Raw genomic sequence first — 15,577 nt, forward strand, 5'->3', positions numbered from 1 at the left:
GATCATCCTCCGGGCCCTTCGTCGTGCGTGCGGGGCGGGTCAGCCCTTGCGGCGGCCGAGCAGCGCCCACGTGGTGGGCAGGAGCGCGGCGGCGAGCAGGATCTTGAGGGTGTCGCCGACGAGGAAGGGCACGAGGCCGGCGGTCAGCACCGAGCCGAGGTCGGCCGGGTAGCCCATCGAGCCGAGCGCGGTGGCGAGCCAGGGGAGTCCGACCAGGTAGATCGTGGCGGTGCCCGCGAGGAAGGTCACGGCGGTGCCGACGACGCGGCGGTCCCACTGGCGCTGCGCGAGCCAGCCGGTGACGATCGAGGCGAGGACGAAGCCGACGATGTAGCCGCCGGTCGGGCCGGCCAGGACGGCCCAGCCGCTCGAGCCCTCGGTGAAGATCGGGGCGCCGAGGGCGCCGACGAGCGCGTAGACGCCCATCGAGAGCGCGCCGCGGAGGGCGCCGAGCGTGGTGCCGACGAGCAGGACGGCGAAGGTCTGGCCCGTGATCGGGACCGGCCACATCGGGATGTACAGCTGCGCCATGCCGGCCGTGAACGCGGCGGCGGCGAGGACGAGCACCAGATCGGTGACCAGCGAGCGGGTGAGCAGCCGGTCCGCCAGGACCGGTCGCGACGGGGCGAGAGAGTAGCTGGACATGTCTGTTCTCCAAAGACCGTGTCGCCCGAGAGCGAGGAGCGAGCGCGTCCGCGGTGAGCGGACGTGGATCCGCCCCGCGGCTCAGGAAATATACTAGGGGGCTGCCGCTCCGCGGCCTCTTGCCCCACACCTCCCGAACCGAACGCCATTTCTTGGCGGGAACGGACAGCACAGTGCTCAGCGTGCACGACCTCGAACTCCGAGTCGGCGCCCGACTCCTGATGGAGAACGTGTCCTTCAGAGTCGGCGACGGCGACAAGGTCGGCCTCGTCGGCCGCAACGGCGCGGGCAAGACGACGCTGACCAAGGTCCTCGCCGGCGACCTCATCGCCGCGAAGGGATCGGTCGACCGCGGCGGCGAGATCGGCTACCTGCCGCAGGACCCGCGCTCCGGCGATCCCGAGGAGCTGGCGCGCACGCGCATCCTCGACGCCCGCGGCCTCGGCCAGCTGGTGCTGGGCATGCAGGAGGCCACCGTCGCGATGTCGAGCAGCGACACGGCCGTCAGCGAGGCCGGGATGAAGAAGTACGGCAACCTGACCGACCGCTTCCTCTCGCTCGGCGGCTACGCGGCGGAGGCCGAGGCGGCGTCGATCGCGAGCAACCTGAACCTGCCGGACCGGATCCTCGACCAGCCGCTGAAGACGCTCTCGGGTGGTCAGCGCCGCCGCATCGAGCTCGCCCGCATCCTCTTCTCCGACGCGCAGACGCTCATCCTCGACGAGCCGACCAACCACCTCGACGCCGACTCCGTGGTCTGGCTCCGCGAGTTCCTGAAGAACTACCGCGGCGGCTTCATCGTGATCAGCCACGACATCGAGCTGGTCGGCGAGACCGTGAACCGCGTCTTCTACCTGGACGCCAACCGCCAGGTCATCGACGTCTACAACATGAACTGGAAGAACTACCTCCGCCAGCGCGCGGCCGACGAGGAGCGCCGCAAGAAGGAGCGCGTCAACGTCGAGAAGAAGGCCGGGGCACTGCAGCTGCAGGCCGCGCGCTTCGGCGCGAAGGCGTCGAAGGCCGCGGCCGCGCACCAGATGGTCGCGCGCGCCGAGCGGATGCTCAGCGGCCTCGAGGAGGTCCGCGCCGTGGACCGGGTCGCGAAGCTCCGCTTCCCGACCCCGTCCGCCTGCGGCCGGACCCCGCTGCAGGCGCAGAACCTCTCGAAGAGCTACGGCTCGCTCGAGATCTTCACCTCCGTCGACCTCGCGATCGACCGCGGCTCGAAGGTGGTCATCCTCGGGCTGAACGGTGCGGGGAAGACGACGCTGCTGCGCATTCTGGGCGGTGTGGACGCGCCGGACACCGGCGTGATCGAGGCCGGCCACGGCCTGCGCATCGGCTACTACGCCCAGGAGCACGAGACGATCGACGTCAAGCGCTCGGTGCTGGAGAACATGGTCTCCTCGAGCCCGAACCTCACCGAGACCGAGGCCCGCCGCGTGCTGGGCTCGTTCCTCTTCACCGGCGACGACTCGCACAAGCAGGCCGGAGTCCTCTCCGGCGGCGAGAAGACCCGCCTCGCCCTGGCGATGATCGTCGTCTCGGGCGCCAACGTGCTGCTGCTCGACGAGCCCACCAACAACCTCGACCCGGCCAGCCGCGAGGAGATCCTCGACGCGCTCGCGCACTACGAGGGCGCGGTCGTCCTGGTCAGCCACGACGAGGGGGCGGTGGAGGCGCTCAACCCCGAGCGCGTGCTGATCATGCCCGAGGGCACCGAGGACCACTGGACCGCGGACTACCTCGACCTGATCATGCTGGCCTGATCCGCGGCCTTCGAGGTCTCGGGACTGCGCTCATGCTGATCGAGTAGCCCGCGAAGCGGGCGTATCGAGATCCACCGTCATCAGAGCTCGAGTCGGCAGACCCGCCCTGCTGGTGACGGCGGGTCTCGATACGCCCCTGCGGGGCTACTCGACCAGCATGTGTGCGGGCGTGTCCTCCCAGTGGATCCCGCTCGGTCAGCGGGCGTCGAGCAGCTCGTCCTCGATCTCGGCGTCGGTGCGGCCGCGGCGGAGGCGGCGCTGCTCGCGGCGCTCCTCGGCGGCGATGACCTCGGGGTCGTCGGCGTTGCGGATCCGGTACTCGTGCCGGATCGCCCAGGCGAGACCGCCGAAGCCCATGATCGCGAAGAGCACCCACTGGATCGCGTAGCTGATGTGCAGGCCCTCGTCGGCGACCGGCTTGATCGCGGCGAGCGGCCGCTCCTCGATCGGAGCCGGGTCCTCCTGGACCAGCAGCCCGTAGCCGGCGGTGCGCAGCGGCTCGTCGAGCTGGGCGGAGAGGTCGTCGAGCTGGATCGTGGCGATCTGGCCGGCGGGGGCGCCGCGGCCCTCGATGCGGCCCTCGCCGGGCTTGAGCCGCACCGTCACCGTGACCTCGCCCTCGGGCGGGGCCGGGACGACGTCGGGGGAGTCCTGGGTGGAGCCGACCGGGACCCAGCCGCGATCGACGACGAAGACGCTGCCGTCCGCGAGGCGCAGCGGGGTGAGGATCTCGAAGCCGGGATTGCCGTTGTACGGCCGGTTGCGGACGAGCGTCTCGCCGTCGGTCTCGTAGACGCCGCTGACCTTGACGGGCCGGTACTCGAGCGCGTCGTCCCAGCTCGCTCCCTCGGGGAGCAGCCCGTCGAGTGCGACGGGGTCCGCGTTCCAGTTGGCGGTGACGAGCCGGTTGGTGCTCGCCGCCTCGTCGAGCCGCGCGACCTGCCAGCGCGAGAGCAGCACGCAGGCGACGGCGAAGACGATCGTGAGGGCCAGGTAGCCGAACCAGCGGCGCGAGAAGGCGAAGCGCCAGGACGGCCGCGTCGCCGTCGCGCTCACAGAGCGGCTCCGCGGTCCACCGTCAGCAGCGGCTTCACCTCGAGCGGGAACTCCCGCGCCGCGAGGAACTCGCGCAGGTAGTCGAGGTGCTCCCCGCAGGCGAGCCAGGTCTTCCGACGGTCCGCCGTGTGGATGCGCGGATTCCGCCATTCGATCGCCCAGGTCGCGGTCAGCGCGCAGCCGGCGCGCGAGCAGGCGTGCTGATCGGGCACGCCGCCGAGCGGGATCACCGTCGTCCCTCGGTCGGGTCGCCGCCCTCGGGCGCGTCGGCGGAGGGCGCCGCGTCGTCCGCCGTGGGCGGCAGGTAGGGCGGCACCGGCCGGGACAGCACGATCGCACCGGGACGCTCGACCGTTCCGCTCTCACCGGCGCTGCCGACGTTGGCGAGCACGACGGCGAAGTAGGGGAGCACGATCGCGCCGAGGGCGAAGAAGAGCAGCCACCAGCCCTGGGCGAAGATCAGGCAGATCACGCAGACCATCCTGATGCCCATGGCGATGGAGTACTTGATCGCGCGGGAGCGACGCGCGGCACTGGGCGACGGCGGGAGGGAGGTGAGCGATTCGCGTGATTTCACAGCCCCATCAGACTACGTCGTGCGCGCTGACCGAAGGCTCGGACTGCCCTATCCGCGGATGTGTTGCGCCGAGCGCCTCTAAGATGTACGGGTCGTCCGGAGCCGCCCGCGCGCCGGCGGAGAGGGACACCATGACCACGCCGCGCACCGTCCTCGTCACGGGGGGCAACCGGGGGATCGGCTTCGCCATCGCCGAGGAGTTCGTGGCGGCCGGTCACCGGGTCGCGGTCACCGCGCGCTCCGGCTCGGGTCCCGAGGGCTCCTTCACCGTCGTCGCCGACGTGACCGACTCCGCCTCGATCGACGCGGCCTTCTCGCAGATCGAGGCCGAGCTCGGGCCGGTCGAGGTCGTCGTCGCGAACGCCGGCATCACCCGCGACATGCTGCTGCTGCGCATGTCGGAGGAGGACTTCACCTCCGTCATCGACACCAACCTCACCGGCGCCTTCCGGGTCGTCAAGCGGGCGTCGAAGGCGATGCTGAAGCAGAGGTTCGGCCGCATCGTCCTGATCTCGAGCGTCGTCGGCCTCTACGGCGGACCGGGCCAGATCAACTACTCCTCGTCCAAGGCCGCGCTGGTCGGCTTCGCCCGGTCGCTGACCCGCGAGCTCGGTGCCCGCAACATCACGGCGAACGTCGTCGCACCCGGGTTCATCGAGACCGACATGACGGCGGAGCTCCCGGCGGAGCAGCAGGCGGAGTACCGCAAGAGCATCCCGCTGGCCCGCTACGGCACGGCCGCCGAGGTCGCGAAGGTCACCCGCTGGCTGGCGAGCGACGAGGCGGACTACATCTCCGGCGCCGTCATCCCCGTCGACGGCGGCCTCGGGATGGGTCACTGACCGTATCAGCTGGGAGCTTATATCCGATGGATATCAGCTGTAGGCTTATGCGATGACCGAACCCCCCGTCGTCGCGGTGCTGCTCGACCTGGTCGACTCCCGGGAGATCACCGCGCGGTCCTCCGTGCAGCGCGAGATCGAGCGCGGCTTCGCGGCGGTCGACGCGGCGGTCCCGGCACTCGAACCGCTGCACCCGACGGTCGGGGACGAGTTCCAGGCGGTCTACGCCTCCGTCTCCGCGGCCCTCGGGGCGACGCTCCAGGCGCGCCTGGCGCTGCCGCCCGGGGTGGACTGCCGGGTCGGTCTCGGACGCGGCGAGGTCCGGGTGGTCGGCTCCGGAGTCGCCGGCGACCTGCAGGACGGGCCCGGCTGGTGGCGCGCGCGAGCGGCCATCGAGCGGGCGCACGCCCTCGAGGACGGAGCCGTGCCGACCGCCCGGGGCTGGTTCATCGCCTCGGACGCCCCGGACGCGCAGGAGGCCGCGGTGAACGCCTACCTCCTCGCCCGCGACGCCCTCGTCGGCGAGATGAGCGACCGCGACCGGCGGCTCGTGCTCGGCACCGCGCGCGGGCTGCCGCAGAAGGTCCTGGCCGAGCAGGAGTCGATCACGCAGTCGGCGGTGTCGCAGGCGCTGAAGCGCGCGGGCGCGGGCGCCCTGCTCACCGGCGCGCGGCTGCTGGCGGACGCGTGCTGACCGCGCTGCTGCTCGCGCTCGTCGGGCTGGCCGACCTCGCTCGGACGCACCTCGGCAGGCCGGTCGCTGCCGGGGCTATCGTCGTGCTCTGGGTGGGAGCGGTGCTCTCCGCAGTGCTGGGCCTCGGGGCTCCGCCGCTCGGGGTCGCGATCGTCGCGGTCCTCTCCGGAGCCTGGCTGCTGCTCACGACGACCGCGGCGGGCACTCGACCGCCCGGTGGGCTCCGACCCGCCGTCGGCCTCGTCGTCGCGGTCCTCCTGCTCTCGGTGCTGGATCGTGCGGCCGGGCCCGCCGCCGGCCTCCTGGTCGACGCCTACGCGGAGCTCGGGCGATCCGGGCCGGTGCCGCCGATCGCCCAGGTGCTGCTCGCCGGGGGCGCCGCGCTCTTCCTCCTCGAGAGCGCCAACGTCGTCGTGCGCGCCGCGCTCTACCGCGAGCTGCCGCAGCCGGTCGCCGCCCGCAGCCGCTTCTCGCTCCGTGCTCGATTCGCCCGGCCGGCACCCCAGGAGGTGCGCGTTCCGGATCTCCGCGGCGGTCGCGCCATCGGGCCGCTCGAGCGCCTGCTCGTGACCGGGCTCACCCTCGCCGGAGCGATCGGGCTGGCCGGCGCCGTCTTCGCGGCGAAGGGCATCGTGCGCTTCCCGGAGATCTCCCGCGACGGCGAGGGCGGCTCGAAGGCCGAGTACTTCCTGGTCGGCTCGCTGGTCAGCTGGGCGCTGGCCCTGAGCGCGGCGGCGCTGATCGCGACGGCGGGCGGCTGAGGCGCCGCCCCACCGGCGTCAGCCGCGCAGGCCGAGGACCGGCAGCAGCTGGCTGAGATCGAGGCCGTCGATGACGAGGTCGGCGCGCTCGCGGACCACGGGCTTCGCGTTGAAGGCGACCGAGAGGCCGGCCACCCGCATCATCTCGAGGTCGTTCGCGCCGTCGCCGACCGCGATCGCGCGCCGGAGCGGGACGCCGGACTCCGCCGCCCACTCGCAGAGGGCCGCGGCCTTCGCAGCGGCGTCGATGACCGGGCCCTCGACCGCGCCGGTCAGGCGGCCGTCGCGGCTGCCGAGCCGGTTGGCGCGGACGAAGTCGAGGCCGAGCGCCCCGGCGACCGGATCGAGCACCTCGTGGAAGCCGCCCGAGACGACGCCGATCCGGCCACCGGCGGCGTGGATGCCGGCGATCAGCTCCTCCACTCCCGGGGTGACCCTGACGCGGCCGCTCACTCCGGCGCAGACGTCGTCGAGCACGCCGGCGAGGGTGGCGACGCGCTCGCGCAGGCTCTCGCCGAAGTCGATCTCGCCGTGCATCGCGCGCTCGGTGATCGCGGCGACGCGCTCCTCGGAGCCCGCGTGCGCGGCGAGCAGCTCGATCACCTCGTCCTGCAGCAGCGTGGAGTCGGCGTCGACGACGACCAGGAAGCGGGCGGGTGTGCGCAGAGGCTCACTCAAGGACGGGCCAATCGGTCGGGTCCGCGCGCCGGCAGGGCCGGCGCGCGGGGGGGCCCGCCCCGCGGAAGCGCAGTGCTCTCGACCCGCGGGGGTGCTACGGGCGGACGACGACGCCCTTGCCGACGACGGTGATGCCCGACTCGGTGACGGTGAACCCGCGCTCGCGGTCGTGGTCGTGGTCCACGCCGACACGGGCGCCGGGCTCGACGACGACGTCCTTGTCGAGGATAGCGCGGGCGACCACGGCGTCCGGGCCGATCCGGACCTTGTCGAAGACGACCGAGTCGGAGACCGTGGCGTTCGACTCGATGATCGCCCAGGGCCCGACGACGCTGCGCTCGATGTGGGCTCCGGAGATGACCGTGCCGAGCGAGACCACCGAGTCGACGGTGGTGCCGAGGTTGCCCTTGCCGTCGCGCACGATCTTCGCGGGCGGCGAGTTGAGCTGCGACGAGAAGATCGGCCACTGCTGGTTGTAGAGGTTGAAGACGGGCAGCGCCGAGATGAGGTCCTGGTGCGCCTCGAAGAACGAGTCGATCGTCCCCACGTCGCGCCAGTAGTAGCGGTCGCGATCGGTGGAGCCGGGGACCTCGTTGAGCTTGAGGTCGTAGACCCCCGCCTCGCCGCGCGCGACGAAGTCGGGGATGATGTCGCCGCCCATGTCGTGGTCGGAGGTGGAGAGCTCGCCGTCGCGGATGACCGCGTCGATCAGCGCGTCGGCGTCGAAGACGTAGTTGCCCATCGAGGCGAGGACCTCGTGCGGGGAGTCGGCGAGGCCGACCGCGTCCTTGGGCTTCTCGAGGAACTCGGCGATCTTGGTCGGGACGACGCCGTCGCCGGCCTCGTCGCCCGCGAGCTGGATGACGCCGAACTGGTCGGCGAGCTCGATCGGCTGGCGGATCGCCGCGACGGTCGCCTTGGCTCCCGACTTGATGTGCGCCTCGATCATCTGCGAGAAGTCCATGCGGTAGACGTGGTCCGCGCCGACCACGACGACGATGTCGGGCTTCTCGTCGCGGATCAGGTTGAGGCTCTGCAGGATCGCGTCGGCCGAGCCGCTGAACCAGCGCTTGCCGAGCCGCTGCTGCGCCGGGACGGACGCGACGTACGAGTTGAGCAGCCCCGAGAGCGTCCAGGTCTGCGAGACGTGGCGGTCGAGCGAGTGCGACTTGTACTGCGTCAGCACCACGATCTGGGTCAGACCCGAGTTGATGAGGTTGGACAGCGCGAAGTCGATCAGACGGTACTGCCCGCCGAACGGCACCGCGGGCTTGGCCCGGTCCGCCGTGAGGGGCATGAGCCGCTTGCCTTCGCCACCCGCGAGGACGATGCCGAAAATCTTCTTTGACTGCATGGCTCCACAGTAGGGGTTGGCGATGGTCCGCGAACCCGCGCGGATGCGTCTGTCGCCGGGGGATCGCGCTGTACTACGGTTCGGGGTGTGCGAGTCGATCTGCTGACCAAGGAATATCCGCCCGAGGTGTACGGGGGAGCCGGCGTGCACGTGGCCGAGCTCACCAAGGCCCTCCGCCACGACATCGAGGTCGTGGTGCGCTGCTTCGGCGCGCCGAGGGACGAGGAGGGGGCGTTCGCGTACCCGGTGCCGGCCGAGCTGGCGCAGGCCAACGGCGCGCTGCAGACCCTGGGCGTCGATCTCCAGATCGCCCAGGACGCGGCCGGAGCCGATCTCGTGCACTCGCACACCTGGTACGCCAACGCGGCCGGGCGCCTCGCGCAGCTGCTGCACGGCATCCCGCACGTCGTCTCGGCGCACAGCCTCGAGCCGCTGCGCCCGTGGAAGGCCGAGCAGCTCGGCGGCGGCTACCGCGTCTCGAGCTGGATCGAGCGCGAGGCGTACGAGAGCGCCGATGCGGTGATCGCGGTCTCCGGCGGGATGCGGAACGACATCCTCCGCTCGTACCCCGCCCTGGACCCGGCGAAGGTGCACGTGGTCTACAACGGCATCGACCTCGACGCGTGGCACCCGGTGGAGGACGAGGCGGTCCTCGCCGAGCTGGGCATCGACCCGTCGCGTCCGTCCGTCGTCTTCGTGGGCCGGATCACCCGGCAGAAGGGGCTGCCCTATCTGCTGCGCGCTGCCGCGATGCTGCCGCCGGAGGTGCAGCTCGTGCTCTGCGCCGGCGCCCCGGACACCCCCGAGATCATGGCCGAGGTCACCGCGCTGGTGCGGGGGCTCCAGCAGGAGCGCACCGGCGTCGTCTGGATCGACCGCCACCTGCCGCGCCACCAGCTCTCCGCGGTGCTGACCGCCGCGACCACGTTCGTCTGCCCGTCGATCTACGAGCCGCTGGGCATCGTGAACCTCGAGGCGATGGCGTGCGGCGCCGCGGTCGTCGGGACCGCGACCGGCGGCATCCCGGAGGTCGTCGTCGACGGCGTCACCGGGCGCCTGGTGCCGATCGAGCAGGTGACGGACGGCACCGGCACGCCGGTGGATCCGGAGCGCTACATCGCGGATCTCGCGGCCGCGATGGCCGAGGTCGTCGCCGATCCGGCCGCCGCGAAGCGGATGGGCGAGGCCGGCCGCCTCCGGGCGCAGAGCGACTTCAGCTGGACGCAGATCGCCCGGGACACCCGTGCGATCTACGACTCGCTCGTCTGAGCCCGCCGCCCGCTCCCTTTAGACTGGTCCGCATGCCCAGCGTTGTCTCGTTCGTCGATGTGTCCTTCGTCCGGAACGGCAAGCGGATCCTCGACCACGTCGACTGGACCGTGTCCGAGGAGGAGCGCTGGGTGATCCTCGGCTCCAACGGAGCCGGGAAGACCTCGATCCTGCAGATCGCCGCGGCGCAGAACTATCCGTCGACCGGCTCGGCGCACCTGCTCGAGGAGACGCTCGGCCGCGTCGACGTCTTCGAGCTGCGCCCCCGGATCGGCTACGCCTCGACCGCGATGGCGCGCCGCCTGCCCGCGGGCGAGACGGTGCTCGACGTCGTGATGACCGCCGCCTACGCGGTGACCGGCCGCTGGAACGAGGGCTACGACGAGATCGACGAGCGCCGCGCGCGCCGCGTCCTGGTGGAGTGGAAGCTCGACCACCTCGCCGACCGCACCTTCGGCACGCTCTCCGACGGTGAGCAGAAGCGCGTCCAGATCGCCCGCGCGATCATGACCGACCCCGAGCTGCTGCTGCTCGACGAGCCGGCCGGCAGCCTCGACCTCGGCGCCCGCGAGGAGCTCGTGCAGCTGCTCGGCGGCTTCGCGCAGGACCCGGCCTCGCCCGCGATCGTGATGGTGACCCACCACGTCGAGGAGATCCCGGCCGGGTTCACGCACGCGCTGCTGCTGCGCGACGGCGCCGTCGTCGCCGCCGGCCCGCTGGCCGAGGCGCTCACCGAGGCGACCCTCGCGGACGCCTTCGGGCTCGACATCGCGCTGACGCACGAGAACGGGCGCTACTCGGCCCGCGCCCGCTGAGCGCGGGCTCGCGCGACCGCGTGCCGCACCTCCCCGTGGCGGCGGCGGTCTGCTATTCTCGGTAGCTGGTTCGGGCCCGTTCGCGGTGCGCCCGCCACTCATCCACCCGCACCCGTCGACGACAGGCGCGGTTCAGGACCACAAGCGACAGGACACGATCATGCAGACCGACATCCACCCCAAGTACGAGGCCATCGTGTTCCGCGACCTCGCCTCCGGTGAGACCTTCCTCACCCGCTCGACGGCGACCAGCAGCAAGACGATCGAGCTCGACGGCGTCACGTACCCCGTCATCGACGTCGAGATCTCGTCCGCCTCGCACCCGTTCTACACGGGCAAGCAGCGCATCATGGACTCGGCCGGCCGCGTCGAGAAGTTCAACTCGCGCTACAAGAACTTCGGCAAGTAGGCTCCGGTCTCCCGCCTCCGAAGGGCCCTCGACCTCGCGGTCGGGGGCCCTTCGTCGTTCCCCCCCTGCTGATCGAGTAGCCCGCGGAACGGGCGTCTCGAGATCCGCTGTCGTCAGAAGTCGAGTCTGCAGTCCCGGCCTGCTGACGACGGCGGGTCTCGATACGCCGCTGCGCGGCTACTCGACCAGCATGTGCAGCGCGCTCGTCTCGCTTGCGCGGCCCGCCTTTCCCTGCTGATCGAGTAGCCCGCGAAGCGGGAGTATCGAGATCGACCGCGCCCGCAGATCGGTCGCCGCGCGGATCAGTAGCGGTAGAAGCCCTCGCCGGTGGCGGTGCCGAGCCTGCCCTGGTCGAGGTACTCGGTCTTGAGGTGGGCGGCGAAGGCCTGCGAGGCCTCGTCGGGGGCGGCGACGGCGACGTGGTAGGCGGTGTTGAGGCCGATGACGTCGAAGATCTGGAAGGGGCCGAGCGGGGCACCGGTGCCGATCCGCCAGGTCTTGTCGATGGTCTCGGGGTCGGCGTAGCCGCCCATCAGGAGGCCGCTCGCGGCGTTCAGGAGCGGCACCAGCAGCGAGTTGAGCAGGTAGCCGGCCTTCTCCTTCTGCAGGCGGATCGGCTCGAGTCCGCTCTCGACGGCGAAGGCGACGACGGCGTCGACGACGGCCGGGGCGGTGTCGGCCGTGCCCATGATCTCGGCGGTGTTCTGCACCCAGACGTGGTTGGCGTAGTGCAGGGCGAGGAAGCGGTCGGGGCGGCCGGTCGACTCCTTCAGATCGCTGGGGAGCAGCGTCGAGGAGTTGGTCGCGAAGATCGTCCGCTCGGGGGCGAGCGCGCCGAGGCGGCCGTAGAGCTCCTGCTTGAGCGCGAGGTCCTCGGGGACGGCCTCGATCACGAGGTCGGCGTCGGCGACGGCCTCGGCGAGGTCGGAGGTGAGGCGCAGCGACTCGAGGGCCGCGGCGGCGCCGCCGGGCATCCCTCCGGAGACCTGCGCCGACTCGTAGACGCCGGCGAGCCCGCGGAAGCGCTCGCGCGCGGCGTCGAGCACCTCGTCGGTGACGTCGTAGCTGGTGACGGCGAAGCCGTGGAAGGCGGCCTGGAACGCGATCTGGGAGCCGAGGACTCCGCTGCCGAGGACGGTGACCGTGCGGATGGTGGGCATGACTGCTCCTCGCCGGGGACCCGGGTGGTCCCGCTGTCCTCCGATCCCAGCGCAGCGCGGGGCAGCGGTCGAGCGGTTGCGCGCGGGGGCCGCCGCATGTCCTCGTGACGGCATCACCGGTTCCGGGCCCGTGACGCGGCGGGCCGAGAGGCGGTAGCGTCCGGGGATGGTGTCCTTCGCCGACAAGCCGATCCTGCCGCTCACGACGCCCGAGGAGTGGGACGCCTACCTCCGCGGTGAGCCGGACCCGGGCGGTGTGCGGTTGAAGCTGCGGAAGAAGGCGGCCGTCGACCCGGGCATCACCTACGCGGAGGCGCTCGACGTCGCGCTCTGCCACGGCTGGATCGACGGGCAGGCGGGCGCGTTCGACGAGCAGTTCAAGCTGCAGGCGTTCACACCGCGGCGCCGGGCGAGCCCCTGGTCGAAGGTGAACCGCGACCACGTGGCGCGGCTGCTCGAGGAGGGCCGGATGCTGCCGGCCGGACTCGCCGAGGTGGAGCGGGCGCGGGCGGACGGGCGCTGGGAGGCCGCCTACCGGCAGCGCGACGCGGTGGTGCCGGACGACTTCACGGCGGCACTGGCCGCGGATCCGGCGGCCGCCGCCTTCTTCGCGACGGTCGGCGGGCAGAAGCGCTTCGCGTTCCTCTTCCGGCTGTCGCAGCTGAAGCGGCCGGAGACGCGGGAGCGGCGGATCGCGCAGTACGTGGCGCTGCTCGCGGAGGGTCGCACGCTCACCTGAGCCGCGACATCAGTGCCGAGAGGTCGCTACCGGACGCTCAGTGCCGGACGGGCCAGGCGCCGTCGGCGACGAAGCTCTCGTCGCGGACGCGGCGCATGTACTCCTGGAACGACTCGGCCTGGGTGCGGCACCAGTCGATCTGCAGGGCGTGCAGCGCGTCGGCACCGCCGCCGAGCTCCTCGGTGAAGGCGCGGCCGAGGGCCTGGGCGACGCGGCCCGCGGCGATCGCGTCGGCGCCGGCGTCGTGCGCCTCGGTCAGCGGGACGCCGTAGTGCAGCGCGGCTTGGACCAGTGTGCGCTTGCCCTTGCGGTAGCGGTCGACCGCCTTGTCGATGACGAGCGGGTCGATGACGGGACTCGGGTCGATCAGCACCGGGACGCCCCAGCGGCGCGCCTCGAAGGCGAGCAGCGAGAGGTCGTAGGGGGCGTTGTAGATGACGACGGGGATGCCGCGGGCCAGGAGCGAGCGGAGCGCTTCCGACACCTCGGCGACGACCTCGCCAGCGGGGCGGCCGTGCTCGCGGGCGTGCTCGGTGCTGATGCCGTGCACGGCGCTGGCGCCGGCCGGGATCTCGACGCCGGGATCGGCGAGCCAGGTCGTGCCCTCGACCGGGGTGCCGTCGGCGTCGATCACGCCGACGTGCGCGGTGACGATGCGGCTGGTGCGGACGTCGATGCCGGTGGTCTCGAGGTCGAAGACGGCGAGACGGTCGTACCAGCGGGCGCCGTCGGAGCCTTCCGACCTCTCCGACGCACCTACGGACCCGCCGGTGGACCCGGCTTCGTCGAGGAGGGTCTCGTCGAAGAGCGTCGGTGCCTGGTTCGTCTCGGTGGTGCTCACGCCGACAGCCTAGGCGGGGCCTCCGACATCGTCGGGAGGCCCCGCGGCGTGCTGCGCGGTCGGGCGGGCGAAGGCCGGATCAGCGGGTGAGACCCTCGCGGGCCTGGCCGGCCTTCGCGACGTGCAGCCAGAAGAAGCCCTGGGTGCCGAGCGTCATCGTCAGCGAGCCGTCCTCGGAGAAGCCGGGGAAGCGGCCGCCGCCGAAGAGATCGGTCAGCGTCGAGCCGGGGTTCTCGGGGTCGGTGATCGTCACCGAGACCGGGTTGTGGTTGAAGCTGAAGACGCAGAGCACCTCCTCCGGCTGGTCGCCCATTGCGGTACCGGAGCCGGCGTAGTCGCGGACGAAGGCGAGCACCGACTCGTGGTCGGTCTCGAGGACGCGCATCGAGCCGAGGCCGAAGGCGGGGTGGCCGCGGCGCACGTGCAGGACGTTCCGCATCCAGTGCAGCAGCGAGCGCGACTGGGCGAGCTGCGCCTCCACGTTGACCTGGTTGTAGTGGTAGACGAGCGACTGCACGATCGGCTGGACGAGCTTGCCCGGGTCGGCGGCCGAGAAGCCGGCGTTGCGGTCCGGGGTCCACTGCATCGGGGTGCGCGAGGCGTCGCGGTCGTTCAGCCAGATGTTGTCGCCCATGCCGATCTCGTCCCCGTAGTAGAGGAACGGGCTGCCGGCGAGCGAGAAGAGCAGGGCGTTGATCAGCTCGAGCTCGGCGCGCGAGTTGTCGAGCAGCGGCGCCAGCCGGCGGCGGATGCCGATGTTGGAGCGCATCCGCGGGTCGTAGGCGTACCAGCCGTACATCGCCTGGCGGTACTCCTCCGAGACCATCTCGAGGGTGAGCTCGTCGTGGTTGCGGAGGAAGACGCCCCAGGCCGCGCCGGAGGGGATGTCGAAGGTCTCGGAGAGCACCTTCTTCAGCTCGTTCGCGGTCTGCGCGCGGAGGGAGTAGAAGATGCGCGGCATGACCGGGAAGTCGAAGGCCATGTGGCACTCCGGCTCCTCCTCGGTGCCGAAGAACGCCGCGACCTCGCGCGGCCACTGGTTCGCCTCGGCGATCAGGATGCGGCCGGGGTAGTCGCGGTCGACCATCGTCCGCAGGTTCTTGATGAAGTCGTGCGTGGGCGGCTCGCCCTCGCCGTTGCCCTCGTCGGACTCGTAGAGGTAGGGGATCGCGTCGAGCCGGATGCCGTCGACACCGAGGTCGAGCCAGAACTTGACGACGTCGTGGATGGCCTCGTGCACGGCCGGGTTCTCGAAGTTGAGGTCGGGCTGGTGCGAGAAGAAGCGGTGGAAGTAGAACTGGCGGCGCTCGGCGTCGAAGGCCCAGTTCGAGTCCTCGGTGTCGACGAAGATGATCCGGATGTCCGGGTACTTGTCGTCGGTGTCGTTCCAGACGTAGAAGTCGCCGTAGGGACCCTCGGGGTCGGAGCGCGACTGCTGGAACCACTCGTGCTGGTCGCTGGTGTGGTTGAGCGGGAAGTCCATCACGATGCGCATGTTGCGCTCGTGGGCCTTGCGGACCAGCTCGCGGAAGTCCTCCATGGTGCCGAACTCGGGGAGGATCGCCTTGAAGTCGGAGACGTCGTAGCCGCCGTCGCGCAGCGGCGACATGTAGAAGGGCGGCAGCCAGAGCGCATCGATGCCGAGCCACTGCAGGTAGTCGAGCTTGGACGCCAGGCCGTTGATGTCGCCGGCGCCGTCTCCGTTCGAGTCGTAGTACGACCGGATCATGACCTCGTAGAACACGGCCCTGCGGTACCACTGCGGATCGAGGGCGAGCCCGGGGAGTTGGATCGGGGACGTGAAGCTCACGGTGCTCCTTCTGCTGCTGCCTGAGCGGATGACCGGCGCCGCACCGGGATCGGAGCGGAGGACGGGGGACGGGCGGTGCGTCGCGTGCGAACGCGCCTTCATGCTTGCGGCTCGGATCGAGGGCCCGCAAGGCGTTGCGGCGGGAAGTTCGACGG

At 71.5% G+C, this 15,577-nt stretch carries 17 protein-coding genes; 8 read left to right on the forward strand and 9 right to left on the reverse strand.

Annotated elements, in window-relative coordinates; genetic code table 11:
* Positions 1 to 39 precede the first annotated feature (39 nt).
* Positions 40 to 645, reverse strand: a complete 606-nt coding sequence (locus MT355_RS14060; RefSeq protein ID WP_243599980.1) for a biotin transporter BioY — start codon at positions 643 to 645, stop codon at positions 40 to 42.
* A 173-nt stretch (positions 646 to 818) separates the two neighbouring features.
* Between MT355_RS14060 and MT355_RS14065 the strand changes: the two genes are divergently transcribed.
* Positions 819 to 2,417: an ABC-F family ATP-binding cassette domain-containing protein gene (locus MT355_RS14065; RefSeq protein ID WP_243599981.1), complete on the forward strand. Its 1,599-nt coding sequence runs from the start codon at positions 819 to 821 to the stop codon at positions 2,415 to 2,417.
* A gap of 195 nt (positions 2,418 to 2,612) precedes the next feature.
* On the opposite strand, the gene MT355_RS14070 is transcribed toward MT355_RS14065, so the two are convergent.
* From MT355_RS14070 to MT355_RS14080, 3 genes are read right to left on the reverse strand one after another with little or no spacing between them, the layout of a single operon-like run.
* Positions 2,613 to 3,473 (reverse strand): SURF1 family protein, encoded by an 861-nt coding sequence (locus MT355_RS14070; protein ID WP_243599982.1) that lies wholly within the window; start codon positions 3,471 to 3,473, stop codon positions 2,613 to 2,615.
* Complete coding sequence (locus tag MT355_RS14075) at positions 3,470 to 3,703, reverse strand: hypothetical protein (RefSeq protein ID WP_243582970.1); 234 nt, start codon at positions 3,701 to 3,703, stop codon at positions 3,470 to 3,472. Before MT355_RS14075 ends, MT355_RS14070 begins: the two co-directional genes overlap by 4 nt.
* Positions 3,700 to 4,050, reverse strand: a complete 351-nt coding sequence (locus MT355_RS14080; protein ID WP_243599983.1) for a DUF3099 domain-containing protein — start codon at positions 4,048 to 4,050, stop codon at positions 3,700 to 3,702. Before MT355_RS14080 ends, MT355_RS14075 begins: the two co-directional genes overlap by 4 nt.
* A 131-nt stretch (positions 4,051 to 4,181) precedes the next feature.
* On the opposite strand from MT355_RS14080, the gene MT355_RS14085 reads away from it, so the two are divergent.
* From MT355_RS14085 to MT355_RS14095, 3 genes are read left to right on the forward strand one after another with little or no spacing between them, the layout of a single operon-like run.
* Positions 4,182 to 4,892 carry a beta-ketoacyl-ACP reductase gene (locus tag MT355_RS14085; RefSeq protein ID WP_243599984.1) on the forward strand — a complete coding sequence of 237 codons (711 nt, stop codon included), beginning with the start codon at positions 4,182 to 4,184 and terminating at the stop codon, positions 4,890 to 4,892.
* A gap of 52 nt (positions 4,893 to 4,944) precedes the next feature.
* Positions 4,945 to 5,586, forward strand: coding sequence for a SatD family protein (locus tag MT355_RS14090; RefSeq protein ID WP_243599985.1), 642 nt, complete (start codon positions 4,945 to 4,947; stop codon positions 5,584 to 5,586).
* On the forward strand, positions 5,580 to 6,347 hold the full coding sequence (locus MT355_RS14095) for a hypothetical protein (protein WP_243599986.1): 768 nt from the start codon (positions 5,580 to 5,582) through the stop codon (positions 6,345 to 6,347). The genes MT355_RS14090 and MT355_RS14095 overlap by 7 nt, the downstream gene beginning before the upstream one ends.
* Positions 6,348 to 6,365: 18 nt before the next feature.
* On the opposite strand, the gene serB is transcribed toward MT355_RS14095, so the two are convergent.
* Positions 6,366 to 7,025, reverse strand: a complete 660-nt coding sequence (gene serB / locus MT355_RS14100) for a phosphoserine phosphatase SerB (RefSeq protein ID WP_243599987.1) — start codon at positions 7,023 to 7,025, stop codon at positions 6,366 to 6,368.
* A gap of 94 nt (positions 7,026 to 7,119) precedes the next feature.
* Entirely contained in the window at positions 7,120 to 8,379 is a 1,260-nt protein-coding gene (locus MT355_RS14105; protein ID WP_243599988.1) for a glucose-1-phosphate adenylyltransferase, read from the reverse strand.
* 87 nt (positions 8,380 to 8,466) lie between these two features.
* Here MT355_RS14105 and glgA point away from each other — a divergent pair, with 87 nt between their 5' ends.
* The 3 genes from glgA (at position 8,467) to MT355_RS14120 (ending at position 10,872) form a co-directional block, all read left to right on the forward strand.
* On the forward strand, positions 8,467 to 9,648 hold the full coding sequence (gene glgA, locus MT355_RS14110; RefSeq protein ID WP_243599989.1) for a glycogen synthase: 1,182 nt from the start codon (positions 8,467 to 8,469) through the stop codon (positions 9,646 to 9,648).
* A 32-nt stretch (positions 9,649 to 9,680) separates the two neighbouring features.
* Entirely contained in the window at positions 9,681 to 10,463 is a 783-nt protein-coding gene (locus MT355_RS14115; RefSeq protein ID WP_123446295.1) for an ABC transporter ATP-binding protein, read from the forward strand.
* A gap of 160 nt (positions 10,464 to 10,623) precedes the next feature.
* Positions 10,624 to 10,872 (forward strand): type B 50S ribosomal protein L31, encoded by a 249-nt coding sequence (locus MT355_RS14120; protein ID WP_123446296.1) that lies wholly within the window; start codon positions 10,624 to 10,626, stop codon positions 10,870 to 10,872.
* Positions 10,873 to 11,174: 302 nt separating this feature from the next.
* Here the strand turns inward: MT355_RS14120 and MT355_RS14125 are convergent, their stop codons facing one another.
* Positions 11,175 to 12,032: a 3-hydroxyacyl-CoA dehydrogenase gene (locus MT355_RS14125; protein ID WP_243599990.1), complete on the reverse strand. Its 858-nt coding sequence runs from the start codon at positions 12,030 to 12,032 to the stop codon at positions 11,175 to 11,177.
* Positions 12,033 to 12,198: 166 nt separating this feature from the next.
* Between MT355_RS14125 and MT355_RS14130 the strand changes: the two genes are divergently transcribed.
* Complete coding sequence (locus MT355_RS14130; RefSeq protein ID WP_243599991.1) at positions 12,199 to 12,771, forward strand: YdeI family protein; 573 nt, start codon at positions 12,199 to 12,201, stop codon at positions 12,769 to 12,771.
* A gap of 37 nt (positions 12,772 to 12,808) precedes the next feature.
* Here MT355_RS14130 and MT355_RS14135 read toward each other — a convergent pair whose 3' ends face one another.
* Entirely contained in the window at positions 12,809 to 13,612 is an 804-nt protein-coding gene (locus MT355_RS14135) for a 3'-5' exonuclease (RefSeq protein ID WP_308197389.1), read from the reverse strand.
* Between the two features lie 79 nt (positions 13,613 to 13,691).
* A complete protein-coding gene (gene treS, locus MT355_RS14140; protein ID WP_243599992.1) occupies positions 13,692 to 15,422 on the reverse strand; it encodes a maltose alpha-D-glucosyltransferase in 1,731 nt (576 codons plus the stop codon).
* Positions 15,423 to 15,577: the final 155 nt, after the last annotated feature.

The organism is Rathayibacter sp. VKM Ac-2929 (genome assembly GCF_022815495.1).
Taxonomy (GTDB): Bacteria; Actinomycetota; Actinomycetes; order Actinomycetales; family Microbacteriaceae; genus Rathayibacter; species Rathayibacter festucae.